Annotated in this window: 20 protein-coding genes; 11 read left to right on the forward strand and 9 right to left on the reverse strand. The window is 71.2% G+C overall.

Annotated elements, in window-relative coordinates:
* Positions 1-106 precede the first annotated feature (106 nt).
* Together JW613_RS02290 and JW613_RS02295 are read left to right on the forward strand one after the other, a co-directional pair.
* Complete coding sequence (locus JW613_RS02290) at positions 107-979, forward strand: class II fructose-bisphosphate aldolase (protein ID WP_209208978.1); 873 nt, start codon at positions 107-109, stop codon at positions 977-979.
* The gene (locus JW613_RS02295) at positions 966-1769 is read left to right on the forward strand and encodes a DeoR/GlpR family DNA-binding transcription regulator (protein WP_307865755.1); all 804 of its coding nucleotides are present in this window, start codon (positions 966-968) and stop codon (positions 1767-1769) included. The genes JW613_RS02290 and JW613_RS02295 overlap by 14 nt, the downstream gene beginning before the upstream one ends.
* A 98-nt stretch (positions 1770-1867) precedes the next feature.
* Here the strand turns inward: JW613_RS02295 and JW613_RS02300 are convergent, their stop codons facing one another.
* Complete coding sequence (locus JW613_RS02300) at positions 1868-2407, reverse strand: hypothetical protein (protein WP_209208979.1); 540 nt, start codon at positions 2405-2407, stop codon at positions 1868-1870.
* Positions 2408-2717: 310 nt separating this feature from the next.
* Between JW613_RS02300 and JW613_RS02305 the strand changes: the two genes are divergently transcribed.
* The gene (locus JW613_RS02305) at positions 2718-4268 is read left to right on the forward strand and encodes an acyl-CoA synthetase (RefSeq protein WP_209208980.1); all 1551 of its coding nucleotides are present in this window, start codon (positions 2718-2720) and stop codon (positions 4266-4268) included.
* 48 nt (positions 4269-4316) lie between these two features.
* On the opposite strand, the gene JW613_RS02310 is transcribed toward JW613_RS02305, so the two are convergent.
* Positions 4317-5525: a beta propeller repeat protein gene (locus JW613_RS02310; RefSeq protein WP_245224786.1), complete on the reverse strand. Its 1209-nt coding sequence runs from the start codon at positions 5523-5525 to the stop codon at positions 4317-4319.
* A gap of 145 nt (positions 5526-5670) precedes the next feature.
* Here JW613_RS02310 and JW613_RS02315 point away from each other — a divergent pair, with 145 nt between their 5' ends.
* Positions 5671-7446: a CoA transferase gene (locus tag JW613_RS02315; RefSeq protein ID WP_245224788.1), complete on the forward strand. Its 1776-nt coding sequence runs from the start codon at positions 5671-5673 to the stop codon at positions 7444-7446.
* 18 nt (positions 7447-7464) lie between these two features.
* On the opposite strand, the gene JW613_RS02320 is transcribed toward JW613_RS02315, so the two are convergent.
* Both JW613_RS02320 and JW613_RS02325 read right to left on the reverse strand, forming a co-directional pair.
* Complete coding sequence (locus tag JW613_RS02320; protein WP_209208981.1) at positions 7465-7986, reverse strand: hypothetical protein; 522 nt, start codon at positions 7984-7986, stop codon at positions 7465-7467.
* Between the two features lie 69 nt (positions 7987-8055).
* Positions 8056-8625, reverse strand: a complete 570-nt coding sequence (locus tag JW613_RS02325) for a glycoside hydrolase family 25 protein (protein WP_099885273.1) — start codon at positions 8623-8625, stop codon at positions 8056-8058.
* A gap of 277 nt (positions 8626-8902) precedes the next feature.
* Here JW613_RS02325 and JW613_RS02330 point away from each other — a divergent pair, with 277 nt between their 5' ends.
* The 4 genes from JW613_RS02330 to JW613_RS02345 all read left to right on the forward strand — a co-directional run bounded on the left by JW613_RS02330 (position 8903) and on the right by JW613_RS02345 (position 12014).
* Positions 8903-9328 carry an OsmC family protein gene (locus JW613_RS02330; protein ID WP_099885272.1) on the forward strand — a complete coding sequence of 142 codons (426 nt, stop codon included), beginning with the start codon at positions 8903-8905 and terminating at the stop codon, positions 9326-9328.
* Positions 9329-9425: 97 nt separating this feature from the next.
* Positions 9426-10307 carry an Fpg/Nei family DNA glycosylase gene (locus JW613_RS02335; protein ID WP_209208982.1) on the forward strand — a complete coding sequence of 294 codons (882 nt, stop codon included), beginning with the start codon at positions 9426-9428 and terminating at the stop codon, positions 10305-10307.
* Between the two features lie 45 nt (positions 10308-10352).
* The gene (locus tag JW613_RS02340) at positions 10353-11582 is read left to right on the forward strand and encodes a saccharopine dehydrogenase family protein (RefSeq protein ID WP_209208983.1); all 1230 of its coding nucleotides are present in this window, start codon (positions 10353-10355) and stop codon (positions 11580-11582) included.
* An 18-nt stretch (positions 11583-11600) separates the two neighbouring features.
* Complete coding sequence (locus JW613_RS02345) at positions 11601-12014, forward strand: VOC family protein (protein ID WP_209208984.1); 414 nt, start codon at positions 11601-11603, stop codon at positions 12012-12014.
* A 9-nt stretch (positions 12015-12023) separates the two neighbouring features.
* On the opposite strand, the gene JW613_RS02350 is transcribed toward JW613_RS02345, so the two are convergent.
* Positions 12024-12458: a YchJ family protein gene (locus JW613_RS02350; protein ID WP_209208985.1), complete on the reverse strand. Its 435-nt coding sequence runs from the start codon at positions 12456-12458 to the stop codon at positions 12024-12026.
* A gap of 113 nt (positions 12459-12571) precedes the next feature.
* On the opposite strand from JW613_RS02350, the gene JW613_RS02355 reads away from it, so the two are divergent.
* Entirely contained in the window at positions 12572-14266 is a 1695-nt protein-coding gene (locus JW613_RS02355) for an L-lactate permease (protein WP_209208986.1), read from the forward strand.
* Between the two features lie 97 nt (positions 14267-14363).
* On the opposite strand, the gene JW613_RS02360 is transcribed toward JW613_RS02355, so the two are convergent.
* Together JW613_RS02360 and JW613_RS02365 are read right to left on the reverse strand one after the other, a co-directional pair.
* Complete coding sequence (locus tag JW613_RS02360) at positions 14364-14567, reverse strand: cold-shock protein (protein ID WP_030405997.1); 204 nt, start codon at positions 14565-14567, stop codon at positions 14364-14366.
* 234 nt (positions 14568-14801) lie between these two features.
* Positions 14802-15794, reverse strand: a complete 993-nt coding sequence (locus JW613_RS02365) for a multicopper oxidase domain-containing protein (RefSeq protein ID WP_209208987.1) — start codon at positions 15792-15794, stop codon at positions 14802-14804.
* Between the two features lie 206 nt (positions 15795-16000).
* Between JW613_RS02365 and JW613_RS02370 the strand changes: the two genes are divergently transcribed.
* Together JW613_RS02370 and JW613_RS02375 are read left to right on the forward strand one after the other, a co-directional pair.
* Positions 16001-18508: a ThuA domain-containing protein gene (locus JW613_RS02370; RefSeq protein WP_209208988.1), complete on the forward strand. Its 2508-nt coding sequence runs from the start codon at positions 16001-16003 to the stop codon at positions 18506-18508.
* Positions 18505-20478: an OmpL47-type beta-barrel domain-containing protein gene (locus JW613_RS02375; protein WP_209208989.1), complete on the forward strand. Its 1974-nt coding sequence runs from the start codon at positions 18505-18507 to the stop codon at positions 20476-20478. Before JW613_RS02370 ends, JW613_RS02375 begins: the two co-directional genes overlap by 4 nt.
* A gap of 95 nt (positions 20479-20573) precedes the next feature.
* On the opposite strand, the gene JW613_RS02380 is transcribed toward JW613_RS02375, so the two are convergent.
* Both JW613_RS02380 and JW613_RS02385 read right to left on the reverse strand, forming a co-directional pair.
* Positions 20574-21116, reverse strand: coding sequence for a TerD family protein (locus JW613_RS02380; RefSeq protein WP_209208990.1), 543 nt, complete (start codon positions 21114-21116; stop codon positions 20574-20576).
* 65 nt (positions 21117-21181) lie between these two features.
* The gene (locus tag JW613_RS02385; RefSeq protein WP_209208991.1) at positions 21182-21826 is read right to left on the reverse strand and encodes a TetR/AcrR family transcriptional regulator; all 645 of its coding nucleotides are present in this window, start codon (positions 21824-21826) and stop codon (positions 21182-21184) included.
* Between the last annotated feature and the right edge of the window lie 123 nt (positions 21827-21949).

The raw sequence follows: 21949 nt of genomic DNA on the forward strand, positions 1-21949 counted from the left end.
GCCGACCACGAGCCTCAGCCGCCCCCGTCCTGCCCTGCCGCCGTACCGGTCCGCCGCCGTGCCGGTCGCCGTCCCGCCGTCCCGCCGCCCGACCAAGGAGCCCGCGATGCCCCTCGTTCCCACCGCCTCGATCCTCGCCGACGCCCGTGCGGCGGGCACCGGCGCTGCCGCTTTCAACGTCATCCATCTGGAGACCGCCGAGGCACTGGTCGCAGCCGCCGACCAGACCGGCCGTCCGCTCATCCTGCAGATCAGCGAGAACTGCGTGCGCTACCACGGCAGTCTGCTGCCGATCACCCGCGCCACCCTCGCACTGGCGGAGGCCGCCGGGACCGAGGTCTCGGTGCACCTGGACCACATCACCGACCCCGAGCTGATCCGGCAGGGCGTCGCGGCGGGGGTCGGTTCGGTGATGATCGACGCCTCCACGCTGCCGTACACCCAGAACGTCGCGACGACCGCGCGGCTGACGGCCTGGTGCCACGACCGGGAGGCGTTCGTTGAGGCGGAGCTGGGCGAGGTGGGCGGCAAGGACGGGGTGCACGCGCCGGGGGTGCGGACCGACCCGGGCGAGGCGCTGGAGTTCGTCGCGGCCACGGGCGTGGACGCGCTGGCCGTCGCGGTGGGCTCCTCACATGCGATGCGGGAGCGTACGGCGAAGCTGGATCTGGAACTGATCGGTCGGCTGCGGGAGAAACTGCCGGTGCCGCTGGTGCTGCACGGCTCCTCGGGGGTCCCGGACGAGGAGCTGCGGGCGGCCATCGCCGCCGGTATGACCAAGATCAACATATCGACGCATCTCGTCTCGGTCTTCACGCGGGGCGTGCGTAAGGTACTGGAGGCCGAACCCGCGCTCATCGACTCGCGCAAGTACGTGGCCCCGGCGCGGGACGCGGTGCGCAGCGAAGCGGCGCGGCTGCTGCAGATACTCGGGGGCGAGGGGCCGGAGAGGGAGACGACACCAGGTGAAGCGCCATGAGCGGATGAATGCCCTGCTCGAACTGCTGGGGCAGCGCGGCAGCGTGGAGGTCGAGGAGGCGGCCACCGCGCTGGAGGTCTCGGCGGCGACGATGCGGCGCGACATGGACGCGTTGGCAGAGCAGCAGTTGCTCACCCGTACCCGGGGTGGCGCGGTGCTCAGCGCGGTGACCTACGACCTGCCGATCCGCTACAAGCGTGGGCACCACGTGGGCGCGAAGCAGTCGCTGGCGCGGGCCGCCGCCGCAATGGTGGAGCGCGGCAGCGTGGTCGGCCTGAGCGGCGGCACGACGACCACGGAGATCGCCCGTGCGCTGACCGACCGGCCCGACCTGGCCGAGCCCGGCCCGCAGCCGCGTCTGACCATCGTCACCAACGCCTTGAACATCGCCTACGAACTGGCGGTACGGCCGCAGATCAAGACGGTGCTGACGGGCGGGGTGGCGCACTCCCGGACGTTCGAACTGACCGGCCCCTACAGCGAATTGGTACTGGGCGAGATCACCGTGGACATCGCGTTCATCGGCGCCAACGGTATGGATCCCCAGGAGGGGGCCACCGTGCACGACGAGTCGGAGGGGCGCATCAACGGGCTGATGGCCCAGCGGGCGGAACGGGCCGTGGTGGTCACCGACTCCTCGAAGGTCGGCGTGCGCTGCTTCGCCCGCATCGGCGGCCCGGACCTGTTCGACACCTTCCTCACCGACAGCGGTATCACGGACGCCGACCGCCACCGGTTCGAGGAGCAGGGGCTGACCACGGTGCTTGCGGAGCCGGACCCGGACGACTGACGACCGACCGCTGCCGAACCGACCGCTGCCGAACCGACTGCTGACGAAGGGAGAAGGGGCGGGAGGGGAAAGAGCGAAAGCGGGTGACGCCGCGTCGCCTACTGCTCCGCGGGGAGGGCGGCGGAGGCACGGCTCCGACGGGCAGTGGTGAAGTACGCGTTCGCCGCCGGGAGGAACATCAAGGTCACCGCGGTGAGAACGGCCAGTACATGCAGGGTGCGGCTGACGGCGAAGGCGAGATCCAGTGCGCCGACATCGGAGAGCAGCGCTCCGACCGACACCCCGTCGGCCAGGCGACCAAGGGGCTCGGCCACCATCGACGCCGTTCCCCCGATGCCCAGAGCGAGAGTGAGGGCGAGGCGGGCCCAGCCCTGGCCCCGGCGCATGCGTACGGCGCACCACCACGCGGCGGTGAAGACGGTCAGCCGAATGGCCAGACCCACCCCGATCCCGCCTGCCGATCCAGAACCGTCGGCGGCCATCTCGCTGACGGCGAGCACCGTCTCGAACGCCCCGGCCGCCACCGCGATCATCCATAGCGCGAAGGCGTGCCGTACGGGTGCGGGCGTCGGGACCGGCGACGCCGGCGCGGGCGGGACGGTACCGGGCGCGGCGGAGGAGCTGCTCGGCGAGTTCATGGAGCTGCCTTTCTCGGAGTGGTGCGGGGTCGGCCGCGAGGCGTGGGGCGGCGGTCACCAGCGATCCTCCGACTACCTGGGCACCTGGGCACGCCGTCCACCCGGTGCGGCACCGTGCACCTGCCACCACCCTGCCGAGGAGTGCTCGGCCCCCCTCGGCACCCCAGCCCCTTGGCCCCCTCGGCCCCGTCGGCCCCCTCGGCCCGGCGGGGGCCGGAAGCCGTGGCGTGAAGGCGGCGTGTACGAGGTGGCGGAACGGCGCGACACTGTATTGACGCGCTGTCAGCAGCACCGTGGGAGGGACATCGCCATGTACCCCGGAGTGCACGCGTCCGCGGAGCCGGACAAACCCGCCGTCCTCACCGCCCGCACCGGAGCGGTGCTCACCTACGGCCAGTTGGAGGAGCGCTCGGTACGGCTGGCGAACCGGCTGCGCGGGGCGGGCCTGCGCCCCGGCGACCATCTCGCCCTGCTGTCCGACAACGACCCGCGCTGTCTGGAGGTGTACTGGGCGGCGCTGCGCTCCGGCCTGTACATCACCGCCGTCAACAGCCATCTGACCCCCGACGAGGCCGCCTACATCGTGCGGGACTGCGGGGCGCGGGCGCTGATCGTCTCGGCCGCCCTCCCGGAGGTGGCGACCGCGCTGGTGCCGCGTACGCCCGGGGTGAGGGTGCGGCTGGCGTACGGCGGCCTCCCGGGCCACGACGACTACGAGGAGGCGCTGGCCGGCTCCTCGCCCCGGCCGCCCGCGCGCCAGCCCCGGGGCGCGGACATGCTCTACTCGTCCGGCACCACGGGGCAGCCCAAGGGCATCCAGCCACCGCTCCTCGGCGAGGACCTCACCGAGTCCGCTTCCCCGCTCGTCACCCTGTTCTGCGCGCTCTACGGGTTCGACCCCTCGACCGTCTATCTGTCCCCCGCCCCCCTCTACCACGCGGCGCCGCTGCGCTTCTGCGCGGTGGTCACCGCGACCGGCGGCACCGTGGTGCTGATGGACGCCTTCGACCCGGTAAGGGCGCTGGAGTTGGTCGAGCAGCACCGGGTGACGCACAGCCAGTGGGTGCCGACCATGTTCGTACGCATGCTGAAGTTGCCCGAGGAGGTGCGGAACCGCTACGACCTCTCCTCGTTGCGGGTGGCGATCCACGCCGCCGCGCCCTGCCCGGCCGAGGTGAAACGGCGGATGATGGCCTGGTGGGGACCGGTGCTGTACGAGTACTACGCCTCGACCGAGGGCAACGGACTCACCGCCATCACTCCGCAGGAATGGCTGCGCAAGCCCGGTTCGGTCGGCAGGTCGGGGCCGCTGGGTGAGGTCCGGATCTGCGCGGACGACGGCACCGAGCTACCGGCCGGGACGACGGGCACCGTCTACTTCGCGCGCGACGAGCTGCCGTTCACGTACCACAACGACCCGGCGCGCACCGCCGAGGCCCAGCACCCCGAGCACCCGGCGTGGACGACCACCGGCGACATCGGTCACCTCGACGAGGACGGCTATCTCTTCCTCACCGACCGCAAGGCGTTCACCATCATCTCCGGTGGGGTGAACGTCTATCCGCAGGAGATCGAGGACTGTCTGACACTGCACCCGAAGGTCGCCGATGTCGCCGTGATCGGGGTGCCGGATGCGGAGATGGGCGAGTCGGTGCACGCCGTTGTCCAGCCCGAGCCGGACGTGGTGCCCGCTGCGGGCGAGCAGTTGGTCCACGAGCTGCTGGCGTACGCGCGCGAACATCTGGCCGGGTACAAGACCCCCCGCACCCTGGAGCTCACCGACCGGCTGCCCCGCACTCCGACGGGCAAGCTCGCCAAGGGTCTGCTGCGGCGCCGGGGCACCGCGGACGTCGGCCGTTGAGGGGGCAGCGCTGCGGTCTGCGGCGGCCTCGGCACGCGGCGGCATCCCTCATCGCGGGTGGATCGCCCGCGTGCCGGGGCCTGGCAGGGGTACCAGGTCCGGCAGCGGAGCGCGTGCGGATCCGGTCGGGGTGGCTCTCACCTCCAGCCGCGCCACCCGCCCTTTCTCACCGGCCGCCCAGCAGCCGAAGTCCGGGGCGCAGTCGACGGTGTCGTAGGAGCCGTGGTCGAAGGTGCGCCAGTTGCGGCCGCCGTCGACGGTGAGATCGGAGCCGGTGGGGCCGACCGCCACCGCGGCCCGGCCGGTGTGCGGCAGCCAGGTGACGCCCGAGCGGTAGGCGGGTACGGGGCGAGCACTGACCCGCCAACTCGAACCTCCGTTCCCCGTCACCGCCGAGGCCCGCGGGGAGGGTTGCCCGGGTCGGTAGTCGCCGCCCACGGCCAGCCCGTGCCCGGGGTCGCGGAAGGCGAGCGCGAAGACGCCCCGTGCGGGCGCGGCGGCGGGTACGGGGGTCTCGGCGGCGCGCCAGTGCCGTCCCCGGTCGGTGGTGCGGAAGACGCGTGAGGTCTCGGCGCCGCCGGTGGCGAACCACGCGTGCCGCCCGCCCGCGCTGGTGAGGCACTGGCCGCCGGCGGCGAAGTTGGCCTCACCCTGCCGGGCGGCGGGCATGCCGTCCGAGGGCAGCGGCCGCCAGTGCCGGCCGCCGTCGCGGGTCGCCAGGACGCGGAACTTCCCGTCCACCGGGTCGCCGACGATCAGCCCGTTGCGGCGGTCGAAGAAGGTGACGCAGTTGTAGAAGGCCGCCGGATCGGTGTTGCGGAAGGTCTCGCGCCAGTGCGCCCCGCCGTCCTCGGTGCGGAAGACCCGCGAGGCGTCGCCCGCCCCGATCGCCAGCGCCACGGCACCGCGCGTACCGAAGGTCTCGATGTCGCGGAGTTCGAGCCCGGCCGCGCCCGGTGGGGAGACGTCGCGCCATGTCCGGCCGCCGTCCGTGGTGCGCAGCACGCTGCCGCCGCTGCCCGCCACCCAGGCGGCGGACCGGCTGACGGCGGACAGTCCGCGGAACCGCTCGGTGCTGCCGCTGTCCTTGTCGGACCAGCCGATCCCGGCAGCCCGCTCGCCGGGGCCGGCTGCCGTCGGCGACGCCGTCTGCGATGCCGTCGGTGTCCCGTCCCGCTGACCGGCTGTCGCCGGCGCGCCGCTCACGGCCGTGCACACCGTCACCCCGGCCAGCACCACGGCCCACGTCCGCCGCATCGTCCCCACCCGCTTCCTTCTTCCGACGCCCGCCCCGACGGCCGGCACCGGCCGCCCGCCGAGCCGACGATCCGACAACCGGCCGCCGTAACCTAAGGCCACCACCGCCCCGCCGTCACCCGGTCCCGCGCCCTCGGGTGCCAAAATGCGCGTTATGGATCAGTTTTCTGCGGCTGGGAAGCCGACGGAGGCTCGGGACCTCGCAGCACGCGACTCCGCGAGCGGCGCGGGATTCGACACCGAGTTCGTACCGGGCGAGTTCGAAAGCAGCGGCGAGCCCGGCGGAGTCCTGCCCGGCGGGGGGCCGGGCGGGGGGCCGGGCGGTGCGTCCGGCGGTACGTCCGACTCGTCCGCACCGGCCACCGGCCCGGCGCCCTCCGCCGCAGGACGCGCCGTACCGCAGTCGGGAACCGCTCAGGCGTGGGCGGCGCTCGGCGGCGACCCGGCACTGCTGGCCCGCGTCTCCCGCGAGCGCCGCCCGGGTCTGCTCCCCTCCGCGCTGCCCGTGCTGGAGCTCGCCTCCGCCACGGTGGCGGCGTGCTCGCTGGCAGCCGCCGAGTTCTCGTGCGTACGGGCCCGCAGCGCGCTGCTGCCGCCCGTCCGGGTGGACGACGGCGCCGTGGCCACCGCCTTCCACAGTGACCGGCTGGTACGCGTCGACGGCAGGGCTCCGGTGACCTTCGCACCGCTGTCCCGGTTCTGGCGTACCGCCGACGGCTGGGTACGCACCCACGCCAACTATCCGCACCACCGCGCCCGGCTGCTGTCCGCGCTCGGCATGCCCGACCACGGGCCGGCGGAGGACGAGGCGGCGGCGGGCCGGATGGCCACCGAGCTGGCGGGCCGTCAGGCGTGGGACGTCGAGGAGGCGGTCTACGCCGAGGGCGGGGTGGCCGTCGCCGTCCGGACCCCCGAGGAGTGGGCGGCGCACCCGCAGCGGGCGGCGGTGACGCCCACCCCGCTGGTGGCCCTCAGCAGGCTGGACGGCGCGCCGACGCTCGCGCTGGAGGGCCCGCACGGGCCGGGCGGACTGCGTGGCTTGCGCGTCCTGGACCTCACGCGCGTCCTGGCGGGCCCGGTCGCCACCCGTACGCTCGCGCTGCTCGGCGCGGACGTGCTGCGCATCGACGCGCCCGAGCGGCCGGAGTCCCTGGACACCCACGCCGACACCGACCTGGGCAAACGTTCGACACTGCTCGACCTGTCGAGCCGCGCGGGACAGGCCACGTTCGAGGAACTGCTGGCCTCGGCGCACGTGGTGGTGACCGGCTACCGGCCCGGCGCGCTGGACCGGTTCGGACTGGCACCCGAGTCGCTGATGGACCGTCGGCCCGGCCTGGTGGTGGGCCAGCTCAGCGCGTGGGGGGCCGCCGGTCCCTGGCAGCGCAGGCGGGGCTTCGACAGTCTGGTGCAGGCGGCGACCGGTATCGCCTGTCTGGAGGCGGCGGGCGAGGCCGGCACGGCCAAGGTGACGAACTCGCCCGACCTGGCACCCGGCGCGCTTCCGGCCCAGGCGCTCGACCACGGCACCGGCTATCTGCTGGCCGCCGGGGTGCTCCGGGCCCTCACCGAGCAGCGCACCGGCAGCCCGGGGTCCCGGCTGGTACGTCTCTCGCTGGCCCGTACCGCGCACTGGCTGCAGCACGAGCTGCCACCCGTGTCGGGCACGTCGTCGGCGCCCGGTTCCGGTGGCCGCGGCAAAGGGGACGCGGAGCCGTCCGCAGACGCGTTCGACCCGGCTCCGTGGCTGACGGAGACCGACAGCCCACTGGGACGGCTGCGCCACGCCCTGCCCCCGGTCGGATTCGGCCCGACGGCCACCTCCGGCGGCGCGGGCGGCGCCCCGGGAACGGCCCGCTGCCCCCACGACTGGCTCCGGCCGCCGGGCCAGGTGGGCGGCGATCCCGCCGAATGGATCTGAGGGCCGCCGCTTCGCGGGTCAGGGCCCGCCCGAGAAGCCCAGCAGCCACTCGCCGAACACGACGAGGACGAAGCCGAGCCCCAGCACGGCCGTCGCCACGCGGGTGCGTCCCCTGCGGCTGAGCGCGATGGCCGTGCCCGAGAGGATCAGTGCGATGCCGTAGAAGCCCACGGTGAGGACCGAGGGCGCCGAGCCCAGCCGGACGACCAGGGCGACGGCCACGGCGAGCATGACGACGGCGGAGAGGACTATGCGTATGCGCCGCGCCTGGCGTGGCGTCAGCGCCGGTCGCTCCTCCTCGCGCTCGTACGACTCGCCCTCGTACGACTCGCCCCCGTTCGGCTCGCCCTCGTTCGGCTCGCCTCCCTGCCCGGCCTGGTCGCCCTGCCCGGCCGGCTCGCCGTCCCCGGTCCGCTCGCCCTGCCCGGTCGGCTGTTGCGGTCCGGACTGCTCAGGGGGCGCGGACCCGGCGTCTTCGGCGGGGGTGCTGTCATCGGTACGGGCGCGGGCTGGAGAGGAGGGGGAGTTGGCTTCCGGCATGCCGGGAGCGTATCCCTCCCCGGTTTCGGGCGGGACCCCAGACCACCGCCCGCGCGGACCGCACCTTCCTCACTTCTTGTCCGAGTCGCTCTTCTTGCCGCCCGCCCAGGCACGCAACGCCTCACGGCTGTCGAACTCGCCCAGGTTGGTGTCGATCGGGTCGCTGGTGTACTGGTGGAAGCGCCAGCGGTGCTTGATGTCGGGCTCGCCCGGCTTGCCGTTGTACTGCGCGATCCACAGACCGTCGCCCGCGAACGACGTCTTGTCGCGATTCAGCCAGAAGTCGCGGTTGCAGTACAGCAGGACCTTGTGGCCGTCGGCCTTCTTCTGCACATACTTGATCCACTCGTCCTTCTCGTCGTTGCTGACCTTGGGGTCCTCCCAGTCCAGCACGAGCATGTCGCCGGCGACGAGGTCGATCTTCGAGAGGAAGTAGTCGGCCTGGGCCTTCATGCTGCCCGGCCTGACGAAGTGGTAGAAGCCGGTGACCAGTCCCGCGTCACGACCGGTCTTGCGCTGCGCCACCCACTTGGGATTGGTGTAGGACTTCCCCTCGGTGATCTTGATGAAGACGAACTCCATGCCCCGGGTGCTGTAGTCCTCGGGCTGGTACGAGGAGACGTCGATCCCCTTGATCATAACTGTGCGCCACCCACTTTCTTTTCACTCTCCGCATGAGGTCGATTACTCTTTGATACCCGCTGGACGGCACACCGTACCCCCGCACGCCCCTTCGTCCGGCCCGAAGTTGTTGAACGGTGTGCGTGCGTACGGCACCGGCGCGTCATGAGGTGCGGTGGGCGTGGCGAGGGCGCAGGATCGGGTACTGCGAGACTTGCCTGCGGCACGCCGTCCGGCCCCTCCAGGCCGGCGGCGGGCCTCACCCTTGACGTCGACGTTACGGAGAGAGATCACGATGGCGACCACACGCACCGCCCACACGGTCTGGAACGGCAACCTGACGGAGGGGTCGGGCACCGTCACCCTCGACTCCTCGGGCATCGGCCAGTACCCGGTCTCGTGGGCGTCGCGCGCCGAGGAGCCGGGCGGCAGGACCAGCCCCGAGGAGCTGATCGCCGCCGCGCACTCCAGCTGCTTCTCGATGGCGCTCTCCAACGGCCTCAACAGTGCGGGCACCCCGCCCACCAGGCTGACGACCAAGGCCGCCGTCGACTTCCAGCCGGGTACGGGCATCACCGGTATCCATCTGACCGTGGAGGGCGAGGTGCCCGGCATCGACCAGGACGCGTTCGCCGCCGCCGCGGCGGAGGCGGCCCAGAACTGCCCGGTCAGCCAGGCGCTGAAGGCCACCCCGATCACCCACGAGGCCAAGCTGGCCTGACGCCCGTCCCGTCGCGGCCCGTCACGTCCCCACGCGTTCCGGCGCATACCGTCGCGTACCGTCGCAGCCGCCGCTCCGGAGGCCAGGAGGAGTCACCATGCCGGAACTTCCCGAAGTCGAGGCGCTGAGAGGCTTCCTGGCCGAGCGGCTGACCGGCCGCGCCGTCCGTCGCGTACTGCCGGTCGCGATCAGCGTGCTCAAGACGTACGACCCGCCGCTGGACGCCCTGGAGGGCCGCGCCTTCACCGGGGTGGCGCGCCACGGCAAGTTCCTCGATCTGCAGTTGGCCGGCGCGGGGGACAGCGACCTCCATCTGGTCGTCCATCTCGCCCGGGCGGGGTGGTTGCGGTGGCAGGACACACTGCCCGCCGCGCCGCCCCGCCCCGGCAAGGGCCCGTTGGCCCTCCGCGTGGAGCTGGCGGGCGAGCCCGCCGAGGGTTTCGAGCTGACCGAGGCCGGCACCCAGAAGCGGCTCGCCGTCCATGTGGTGCGGGACCCGGCCGAGGTGCCCGGTGTCGCGCGGCTCGGCCCCGAGCCCCTCTCCCCCGCCTTCGACCGCGCGGCGTTCGCCGCCGTACTGGCGGGCCAACGCCATCGGATCAAAGGTCTGTTGCGGGATCAGTCGGTCATCTCCGGGATCGGGAACGCCTACTCGGACGAGATCCTGCACGCGGCACGGATGTCGCCGTTCCGGCTCGCCGCCGACCTGTCCGACGCGGAGGTGACCACGCTGTTCACCGCGCTGCGGGAGGTCCTCTCCTCCGCCGTGGAGCGGGCACAGGGACTGTCGGCCGCCGAGTTGAAGGCGGGCAAGCGGCTCGGGCTGCGGGTGCACGGCCGCGCGGGCGAGCCCTGCCCGGTGTGCGGGGACACCGTCCGCTCGGTCTCGTTCCGCGATTCGACGCTGGAGTACTGTCCCACCTGCCAGACCGGCGGGAAGCCCCTCGCGGACCGGCGGCTGTCGCGTCTGCTGAAATGAGGGACACGAGCACTACCCGTCGGTAAGGGCCCTTCGCCGCCAAGGATGCTGCGGCCCGGAGAGGTTGCTGTGGTGAACACCGAGGCCCCGGAGCGGAATGCGCGCGAGTTCGATGTCGTCCTGTTCGGGGCGACCGGATTCGTCGGCGAACTGACCGCACGGTATCTGGCCGCACACGCGCCCCGAACCTGCCGGTGGGCGCTGGCCGGGCGCAGTCCGCAGAAGCTGAAGGCCATGCGCGAGCGGCTGGCCGCCGCACATCCGGGCGCCGCCGAGGTGCCGCTGGTGACCACCGACGCCGACGACGCCCGCTCGGTGGCCGAACTCGCCGCCCGCGCCAGGGTGGTGGCCAGCACCGTCGGCCCCTATCTGCGCCACGGCACCCGGCTGGTGGCCGCCTGCGCGGCGGCCGGCACGGACTACCTCGATCTGTCGGGCGAGCCGGAGTTCGTGGACCTGATGTATCTGCGCCACCACTCCCGTGCCAAGGAGACCGGCGCACGGCTCGTGCACGCCTGCGGCTTCGACTCGGTGCCGCACGATCTGGGTGCCCGGTTCACGGTGGAGCAACTGCCCGAGGGGGTGCCGCTGAGCGTCGATGGTTTCGTCCGCTCCAACGCGGCCGTCTCCGGCGGTACGTACGCGAGTGCGCTGCTGTCCTTCTCGCGTGCCGACCGGATGGCCCGCACGGCCAAGGCCCGCCACGCCGCCGACCCGCGCCCGGCGGACCGCGTCGTGAGGACGCCGATCGGCGGGGTGCGGCACGAGGAGGAGCTGGGGGTGTGGGCCGTGCCGCTGCCGACGATCGATCCGCAGATCGTGGGCCGCTCGGCTGCCGCGCTGGAGCGGTACGGGCCGGCCTTCACCTACCGCCACTACGCGGCCGTACGGCGGCTGCCGACGGTCGTCGGCGGTATCGCGGGTGTCGGTGGGCTGTTCGCCGCCGCACAACTGCCGCCGCTGCGGCGGCTGCTCGCCTCCCGGCTGGCCTCGGGCGAGGGCCCCGACGAACGGCGGCGGGCGCGCAGCTGGTTCTCGGTGCGGTTCCTCGGCCGCGGCGGCGGGCGCCGGGTGCTCACCGAAGTGGCCGGCGGCGACCCCGGCTACGACGAGACGGCCAAGATGTTCGCCGAGGCGGCGCTCTGCCTGGCCCACGACGATCTGCCGCCCACCTCGGGCCAGGTGACGCCGTCGGTCGCGATGGGCGAGGCGTTGACCGCACGGCTGGTCCGCGCCGGACTGGAGTTCCGCGTACTGCAGGACTCCGAGGACTGAACAAGTGGAGGGCTGCCCATGAAGGTCAAGGACTTCGACCATCTCGTGCTCAATGTGCGGGACGTTGAGCGCGCGCTGGAGTTCTACTGCGGGCCGCTGGGCCTGGAGCCGGTCCGGGTGGAGGAGTGGCGGGCCGGGCGGGTCCCGTTCCCCTCGGTGCGGGTCAGCCCCACCACGATCATCGATCTGCTGCAGCACCCGCGTGGGGGCACCTCCCGGCCGGAGGCTGGGGGAGAGTCGAACGTCGACCACCTCTGCTTGGTCGTCGAACCGCTCGACTGGCAGACGGTCATCGACTCGGGCGACTTCGAGGTGCTGGAGGGGCCCGTCACCCGCTTCGGTGCGCGCGGCTCGGCGCAGTCGATCTATGTGCGGGACCCGGACGGCAACACCGTCGAGCTGCGCTGGTATCCGCAGGACGCGCAGGGCTGAGGCCCGGCCTCAGGCAACGGTTCCGTCCACATACATCCAAACACCGTCCACCCTTGCGAACCGGCTGCGCTCCTCCTGCGTCCCGGGCTCGCCGCCGGTCCCCAGGTGGTGCGCCCGGAAGGTGACGGTTCCCTCGCGGTGGAAGGCGCTGCCGCCGGTGGTGTCCAGGATCTCCAGCCCCGTCCAGCGGGGGCCGCCGGTCAGGTCGAGGGTGGCGGGACGGGTCTCAGGATGCCAGGTGCGCAGCAGATAGGCGGTGTCCCCCAGGACGAAGGCGCTGTAGCGGGAGCGCATCAGCTCCTCCGGGGTCGCGGGGGCCGCCTCCCCGCGGTGCGCACGGCCGCAGCACTGCGCATAGCGGCCGGCGCCGCAGGGGCAGTCGGTGAGTGATGTGGTGGGGGTGGCTCGGCGCGGTGCCGCGCCGGCGGGTTTGCGTCGGGGCATACGTTCATGATGCCGGACCTCTGGACAGCGGGCTGTTCTCGCACCAACCTTGCGGAACGATCAGTACAGGTCGCCGTGTTCGCAACGCAGGTGTTCGAGGACGAGGGTGATGCATGTACCGTCCGGACCTTTCCCCCGTGGGCGACAGCCTCGCGCTGTCCGCGCTGGTCGGAGCGTTGCCCCTGCTCACCCTCTTCGTCCTGCTGGGCGGTCTGCGGCTGAAGGCCCACTGGGCGGGGCTCGCCGCGCTGGGCACCTCCGTCGTGGTGGCGGTGTGGGCCTATGACATGCCGGTGGATCTGGCCCTCCTCGCAGGGACGGAAGGCGCGGCCTTCGGGCTGTTCCCGATCATGTGGATCGTGCTCGCCGCGCTGTGGGTGCACCAGCTCACCGTCACCAGCGGCCGGTTCGCGGATCTTCGGCGGGCGTTCAACCTCGTCAGCGACGATCCCCGTATCCAGGCCCTGATCATCGCCTTCTGCTTCGGCGCGCTGCTGGAGGCGCTGGCCGGGTTCGGCGCCCCGGTGGCGATCACCGGCGTGATGTTGCTGGCGCTCGGGTTCTCCCCCGTACGGGCCGCCGTCACAGTGCTGGTGGCCAACACCGCGCCGGTGGCGTTCGGGGCGATCGCTACGCCGATCATCACCGCCGGGACCCTCACCGACATCGACTACGCGGACATCGGCGCGTACGTCGGCCGCCAGACTCCGCTGCTGGCGCTGTTCGTCCCGCTGCTGCTGGTGGTGCTGGTGGACGGGGTGCGGGGGCTGCGGCAGACGTGGCCGGCCGCCGTGGTGTGCGGGGGCGCGTTCGCCGTGGCGCAGTTCGTGAGTTCCAACTACATCTCCGTCGAGCTCACGGACATCGTCGCCTCGCTGGTCGCACTCGGGGCCGTCGTCGCATTCCTCCGCGTGTGGCGGCCGGCCGAGGGCGAGCGGGTACGGGAGGACCTGCGGGTGGCGGCCGAACGCGAGCACCGGGAGGCGGGTGGCAGCGGGCCGCCTCCCGCGGAGGCGCAGCGGGCCGGTGCGGCGGAACAGGCCGGTACGGCCGGGGCACTGTCCCGGGGGCGGATCCTGCAGGCGTTCGTGCCGTATCTCGTCGTCATCGCCGTCTTCTCCGTCGCCAAGCTGTGGGACCCCGCCGAGGAGTTCCTCGCCGACAGTGATGTGTCGGTGTCCTGGCCCGGGCTCGACGGGGAGGTGCTGACGGCCACCGGTGAGCAGTCGTCCACCACCGTCTACGTCTTCCCCTGGCTCTCCTCCCCCGGCTCGCTGCTCGTGCTGTGCGGCATCCTGGTGGCCGTCGTCCACCGGGTGCGCGCGCTGGACGCGGTGCGGGAGTTCGCACGCACGGTGCTGACTTTGCGTTGGGCCCTGCTCACGGTGGGTTCGGTGCTGGCGCTTGCGTATGTGATGAACCTGTCCGGGCAGACCATCACCATCGGCACCTGGATCGCCGGCGCGGGGGCGGCCTTCGCCTTCCTCTCGCCGCTCCTGGGCTGGCTCGGCACGGCCGTGACCGGCTCGGACACCTCGGCGAACGCGCTGTTCGCCACTCTCCAGCAGACCGCGGCCGGCGAGGCCGGACTGGATCCGACACTGCTGGTCGCCGCCAACACCTCGGGCGGGGTCGTCGGCAAGATGATCAGCCCGCAGAATCTGACCATCGCGGCGACCGCCGTGGGGCTGCTCGGCAATGAGGCCGTTCTCTTCCGCAAGACCATCGGCTGGAGTGTGCTGCTCCTGCTGACCCTCTGCCTTCTGGTGCTGCTCCAGTCGCACGTCCTCGCGTGGATGCTGCCGTAGCCCCTGGGTGCCTTGCCCCGACAGCACTGGGGCCCGCACCGTCGAACAGTGCGGGCCCCAGTGGTGGTACTACGCGTCAAGCTGTGTGCGCTGTGCGTCAGGCAGGAGTGATGTTCTCCGCCTGCGGGCCCTTCTGGCCCTGCGTGACGTCGAAGTTGACCTTCTGGCCTTCGTGGAGCTCACGGAAGCCCTGGGCCGCGATGTTCGAGTAGTGGGCGAAGACGTCGGCGCCGCCGCCGTCCTGCTCGATGAACCCGAAGCCCTTTTCCGAGTTGAACCACTTCACAGTGCCGGATGCCATCTTCTTCTCCTTCAGGGTGGCTGGGAGCCGCACACCTCGTGGGCTCCGCGTCGCCGTCATGACCCCCATCCAGAAAAGCTCCGGATAAACAGTACGCGCCTGAGCCACAAAGCTCAGGCGCGCATAAGTATGGGTACCAAAACTGCAACGTCTTCAACGCTATCACGCTGGAGCGAAGCGGCGGAAGTGTTGCCGTGGACGGTTGTTCTCGCAGCGCAGCAGCGGTGCGAGGGGTCAGTGATGATCTTCGTGCCCGGGCACGGTGCCGTCCGGTTTGGCGATGAGGAGCAGACCGGCCATGCCCATGTCGGAGTGGCTCTGGACGTGGCAGTGGTACATCCACGCACCCGCCCCCACGCCCTCCCCGGCGATGAACTGGAAGCCGAAGGAGTCCGCGGGGCCGGTGATCTTGTTGTCGATGATCCGGCTGGTGTCCTCGGGGCCTTCCAGCAGCCCGGTGCGGTTGTCGGCCCAGCGGTGACCGTGCACATGGAAGGTGTGGTAGTACTCGCCGTGCGTGATCATGATGATCTCGACGCGGTCGCCCACCGTCGCCTTGAAGTCCGGCCCCTTGGTGAGGTTGTTGGTGGTCATGTCGTTGAAGACGATGGTGAACTGCCGGTCGGGATCGGGCAGGATGTCGCCCTCGCGCCGCACGATGACCGGCCCGTAGAGACCGTTGCGGATGCCTCCGGTGCCGTGTTCGGTCCCGACGACGTGATCGTGGTAGTGCCAGTAGCCGGCGCTGCCGGGACGCCAGGTGCCGTCCTTGCGGCGGCCGGGCGCATGGGTGCGCCAGGTGTAGGTGCGCCTGCCGCCGGGCTCCACATGGCTCTTGTTCATCTTGGTGCCGTCGTTGGCGATGTCGTAGTCCACACCGTGCGGGTGGAGGCTGGCGGCGACGTCCATGGTGTTCTCGAACTCGATGTGCAGGGTGTCGCCTTCGACGAGTTCGATCAGCGGGCCGGGGATGGTGGCCTTGCCCTTCTCCAGGCCGTAGCCCATCTGACCGTCCGGCAGCTTCTCCGCGTACATCTTGATCCGCCGGGTCTCACCGCCCTTGCCCGCGCGGCGGATGGCCGCGGAGCGGGCCGGCGCCGCCTGTGCGGGCCGGGTTGCGGCCGTCAGCGAACCCGTGCCGACCGCGGCGACGGCGCCGGAGGCCAGCAGGCCCCTGCTGAAGGCGCGACGGGTGTGGGTGCTCGACTCTCGGTTCTCTCCGGTCATCGTTCTCGTTCTCCCCGGGGGCGATGGCGGGTGGAGGCTGAACGGTGCGCCGCGCATGGCGAGTTGTGGGGGACGGTAGCGCCGACCGCAGTGTTTATCCACACTCAGGACAAAGTTCGTCGAGTTGTGGTCATAGACCTTGGCGAACCGCCGAAAGAGGTCTAGCTTCTGCCACGTTTCTGTGACAGAAGAGGGGTGGATCACGCATGCGGCTCCAACCGCACCCGAAACGGGCGAGACCCCGACGTTCCCAGCGGTCCCGACGCACCAGGATCGCCACACTGCTGGCCGGCGCGCTCACCGCCGGGCTGCTCGGCGCACCGGCGCTCGCGGCGCCGCCGCCCGGGGCGCCCGCGCCCAAACTGGCACTGCCGAGCCCGCCGGGCGGTGAGGACGTGCGCGTCCTGGTCTTCCACGGCGCGACGGGCGAGGAGTCCCCCACCGTCAACGCGGCGATCGAGGCCATCGAGAAGATCGGACAACAGGGCCCGGCCCAGGAGCACTTCACCATCCGGGCCACCGACGACCCCGCGATCTTCACCAAACCGCGGCTGGGCCGCTTCAACGCCGTCGTCTTCCTCACCGGCGACGGCGATGTGCTCGACCCCGAGCAGGAGGCGGGGCTGGAGAGCTTCATGGAGGCGGGGGGCGGGTTCCTCGGCATCCACGACGCGGCGCGCGCCGAGCCCTATTCGGACTGGTTCACCGGGCTGATCGGCGCCCGGCCCGCGGACAACGGCCCTCAGAAGGTGCAGCGCGCCACCGTGGAGGTCGGCGACCGGCAGCACCCGGCGACCCAGGACCTGCCCGTGGAGTGGAAGCGCCCCGACAAGTGGCTCAACTGGAAGGAGAACCCTTCCGGGAAGGTGCACACCGTCGCGCGGGTCCGCACCAACAGCTACGACCCGGGCAAGGACGCGGGCAGCTGGGACCACCCCGTCTCCTGGTGCCGCGACTACGACGGCGGCCGGTCGTTCTACACCGCCATGGGCGGCACCCGGTCCAGCTTCGCGGAGACCGATTTCCGCAGCCATCTGCGGGGCGCACTGATGTGGACGACACGGCTGGCGCGTGCCGACTGCCAGGCGGCGATCTCCTCCAACTACGAGGCCGAGCGGCTCACCCGGCCCAACCAGCCGGGGCAGTCCGACCAGATCGGCGAGCCGCACGGGCTGGTCACGGCCGAGGACGGCCGGGTCTTCTACATCGGCCGGGGCGGCGGTGACGCGTCCCAGCCGGTGGTCACCGACTGGGACGACCCGGACATCGGCAAGGGCAAGGGCCAGGTGCACATCTGGGACCCCAAGACCGAGAAGGTCACCCTGGCGGGCGAGCTGACGGTCTTCGGCAACAAGGGCGGCGGCGACGAGCTGGTCAAGAACGAGGAGGGGCTGCTCGGCATCGAGCTGGACCCGGACTTCGACAAGAACGGCTGGGTCTATCTGCACTACACGCCGCACAGTGAGATCAACCGCGACACACACATGGCCGAGCGGCGGGTCTCCCGCTTCACCCTGGACGAGGAGACCGACAAGCTGGACCTGGACTCGGAGAAGGTGCTGCTCAAGTGGCCGGTCCAGATCCACAGCTGCTGCCACGCCGGCGGCGGCATGGCCTGGGACTCGAAGGACAATCTCTACATCGCCACGGGTGACAACAACTCCTCGCGGTTCAGCGACGGTTACTCGGGCAACAACCCGGAGCCGAACTTCAAGGGTGTCTCCTTCGCCGACGCGCGCCGCACGGCGGGCAACACCAACAACCTCAACGGCAAGATCCTGCGCATCCACCCCGAGGACGACGGCACCTACACCCTCCCCGAGGGCAATCTGTTCACCGGGGAGGAGACCGCCGAGGGCGGCGGCAAGACCCGCGGCGAGATCTATGTGATGGGTGTCCGCAACCCGGCAAGGATCGCCGTCGACAAGAAGACCGACACCCTGTACGCGGGCTGGGTCGGCCCCGACGCACAGGACCCGAGCCCGACCTGGGGCCCGGCCAAGTACGACACCTTCGCCAAGATCACCAGCGCGGGCAACCAGGGCTGGCCGTACTGCATGGGCAACAAGCAGCCCTACCGGGACCGCAATCTGCCCGATCCCAGCAAGCCGCTGGGCTGGTACGACTGCGACCATCTGAAGAACGAGTCGCCCAACAACGACGGGCTCGTCAACATCCCGCCCGCGCGGAACAACAACATCTGGTACTCGCCGCAGGGCGGCGCGCCGGACTTCCCGCGCGACGAGAACGGTGTGCCCAGCTACAAGCTCGACGAGCAGAAGCTCACCCTCTCCTGGCTCAAGGGCGGCGGGCAGGCGGCGATGACCGGGCCGCTCTACCGGTTCGACGACGAGCTGTCGGCGAAGGGCAAATGGCCCTCCTACTGGGACGGCAAGTGGTTCGTGGGCGACTTCTACGACGGTGACCAGCCGCGGCACGCGCTGGTGATGCCCGAGGGCGACACCGTGGGCGCGCGGCCCGCGCACGCGGAGAGCCTGGATCAGATCGTCCCCGTCGGAGAGGGCGGCATCCGCAACCTCATGGACTGGAAGTTCGGCGCCGACGGCGCGCTGTACGTCCTCGACTACGGGCGCGGATTCTTCACCTCCGACGACAAGTCGGCGCTGTGGCGGGTGACGTACAAGGGCGGCGAGCCGACCCCGAGCGCCGAGGACATGGCCGAACCGGCACTGCGGAAGGAGACGGGCCGATGAGGGCGAGCGCACGGCCGGGGCGGCGGCGCAGACAGGAGCGGCGCAGGCTGCTGACGGCCCTGCTGGCGGCGCTGCTGATGGTGCTGGGACTCACCTCCGCCACGGCGTGGGGCAAGGGCACCGCGCCGGCCGCCGACGCCACCGCGCAAGGCGGCGGCACGGCAGCCGATCAGGTGCTGACCTGGACGGCCGACGACGACATGACGAAGTACGCCTCCGCTCCGGCGACCGCCGTGGCGGGCAAGGCGACGATCGTCTTCGAGAACAGCGCGGCGACCGGCAACACCACCGGGATGTCGCACACCCTCACCTTCACCACCTCCGACCCCGACTACAACCAGGACGTCGATCTCAACATCCTGGCCTCCCCCAACGACTCGAAGGGCGGCAAGCACACGGCGGAGGTCACCCTGACCCCGGGGACCTACAAGTACTACTGCACCATCCCGGGACATCAGCAGATGCAGGGCACCCTGGTGGTGACCGGGGACGAGCCGGGTGAGGACACCACGCCGCCGCAGACCTCCGCCACGGTGGACGGCGACAAGGACGAGGACGGCAACTACCTGGGCAGCGCGACGGTCACGGTGACGGCCTCGGACGCCGACTCGGGCGTGGACGGCATCGAGTACGCCCTCGACGGCGGCGCGTACCAGGCCTACACGGCGCCGGTGACGGTCACGGACGCGGGTGAGCACACCGTCCGCTACCGGGCGAAGGACAAGGCGGGCAACACGGCGGAGGAGAAGTCCGTGAGCTTCACCGTCGTCGAGCCGCCCGACGTGGACACCACCCCGCCCACGACCGAGGGCAAGGCCGAGGGCAGCAAGAACTCCGACGGCCACTTCATCGGCAGGGCGACGGTGACGGTGACCGCGACGGACGACAAGTCCGGCGTCGAGACGATCGAGTACTCGCTGGACGGCGCGCCGTATCTGCCCTACTCCGACCCGCTGGTCGTCGACCGGGCCGGATACCACGCGGTGACCTACCGGGCCACCGACAAGGCGGGCAACACCTCCGAGCCGCAGAAGGTCTCCTTCCGCGTGGTGGCGGGCGGCGGGGTGCCCGCCCCGGCCTGCCCGGAGTACGACGAGCGGGAGACCGTGATCGTCGGCACCGTCGACACCGGGGTGCCCAACCGGATGACGATGCGCCGCTGCACCGTCAACGAGCTGATCGAGGACGAGAAGGAGTGGACCTCGCAGGCGCTGTTCCTCAAGCATGTGCGCGCTGTCACCGCGCGGCTCGTCAAGGAGGGCGTGATCGTCGTCCGCGAGCAGCGGCTCATCAACCGCGCCGCCAAACGCTCCGGCATCGGCACACCCGGCCAGAACACCGGCTACCGCGATCTGTTCGACGGCAGCAAGGAGTCCTTCGCCGACTGGGAGCAGGTCGGCGGCGGCCGATTCGGACTGAACGAAGACGGCACCATGACCAGCGACGACGAGGTCGAGGGCATGGGGATGCTGTGGTACCCGAAGCGGAAGTACGGGGACTTCTCCCTGAAACTGCAGTTCCGCGACGACGCGCCGGGTGACGGCCGGACCAACAGCGGCGTCTTCGTCCGGTTCCCCGATGTGCACGACCACCCGGAGGAGTCACGTCCGGAGTGGGTGGCCATCAAGTACGGGCACGAGCTGCAGATCCTGGACCGCCCGGACGGGGACATGTACAAGACCGGCTCCGTCTACGGGTTCGACCGCGTCGGCCTGGCGGGCGCGGGCGTCACCCCGAAGGGCACCTGGAACGACTACGAGATCCGGGTGATCGGCCAGCACTACGAGATCTATCGCAACGGCACGCTGATCAACGAGTTCGACAACGACCGCGGTCAGGTCTTCGAACCGCCGCGCGGCGACGACCCGGGCACCGACGGGCGCCGCTACGCCTCGGGCTATGTGGGCCTGCAGGTCCACGGGACCACTGACGTGGTGTCGTACCGCAACGTACGGATCAAGGAACTGTAGGACGGGCTCCTGCTGCGCTCGGGCAGTCTGCTCCCCGGCCCACGGCGGGGAGCAGACCTCCCGAGCGCGGCCTCCCGAGAGCGGGCTCCGGCGTCTCAGTCGGTGCGCTGCTGCGGGATGCCCATACGGGAGGCGAACTCCTCGGGGGCTCCCTCGTAGCCCCGCAGCAGCACCTTGTGGTGCCACTCCCCCGTCTCGCCGCGGACGAACTCGGCGACCGTGGCCGCCGTGGCCCGCGGGACGCCGGAGAAGTCGTTCGCGGACAGCTCCTCATACCCCTCGCAGATCCGCACGGCCGTGTTGGGGACCTGGTCGAAGGTCTTGTGGCCCTCGCCCTGCTGGATGGCGACCCCGACGACGACACGCGTGTACTTCTCGGCCAGCCGCTCCAGTTCGAGGGTCATCACCTCGTCGGAGCCGAAGCCCTGACCGGTCTTGCTGTCCCGGTTCAGGGTGATGGTGCCGTCCGGTGAGCGGCTGTCGAAGTGGACGAGGTAGGCCGGCTCGCCGTGCGGAGCGTCCGCGGTGTATGTGGCGGCCACTATGTCGAGGTCGTGCGGCGGCTCCCCCATCGCGCTGGGGTCCCACTTGAGGGTGACCTCCACCTTGCCGAGTCCTTTGTTGAGACTGCTGCTCATCCTGCCCCCTCCTCCTCGGACCGCCCTGCGAACAGCTCCATCGTGCCACGTCAACAGTGCCGGGATCAGGGGGAGTCCGGGGAGCTTCGGCGGGTGGCGCTGGAGCGTTCGAAGCCGGTCCAAACGGCGTCCACCGCCGCCGCCACCACTTTGCCGCGCGGCACCTCGGGGTGGTCGAGCCACCACAGGGCCAGCCCTTGGAGCGCGCTGCGGCACACCTCCCAGGCCATCTCGGCCTCGATCCGGGTCTCCTCGTCGGGCGCTTCGAGCAACGGGATACCGACCAGCCGGGCGAAGAAGGGCAGCAGGGCGTCGCGGCTCGCCTCGATGACTTCCCGGTGGTCCTCGCGTACCGCCGTCTCCCCGGTGGTGTCGCGGAAGAGCATCCGCCAGGCGTAGGGGTGGGTCTCGATGTGGTGGAACCACGCGTCGAAGGCGCTCGCCACCTCCTCGGTGCTCAGCTGGTCGTGCACATCGCCGCTGCCGGTCTTCGAGAGCCGCTCGCGCCACAGCTGCCGGAGAGCGGCGAAGTGCTTCTCCAGCAGGCGGCGGTGGAGCCGGCGCTTGGAGGGGAAGTGGTCGTAGACCACCGGCACGGAGACTCCGGAGCGCCGGGCGATCTCCTCCATCGAGGCGCGCTGGTAGCCGTGCGCGGCGAAGACCTCGGTGGCGGCCTCCTCGATGACGCTGCGGCGCTGCTGGGCGCTCATGCGCTTATGGGGCTTGTCGGTTGACAACCTAGCGGTCCTTAGGTTTAGGCTGGGGCGAGGTTAACCTAGTCGTGATTAGGTTATCCGTCAGGCTACGGCCCGCCGAGCACTCCCACAAGGCGT

The sequence above is a fragment of the Streptomyces smyrnaeus genome, from assembly GCF_017676345.1.
Classification (GTDB): Bacteria; Actinomycetota; Actinomycetes; order Streptomycetales; family Streptomycetaceae; genus Streptomyces; species Streptomyces smyrnaeus.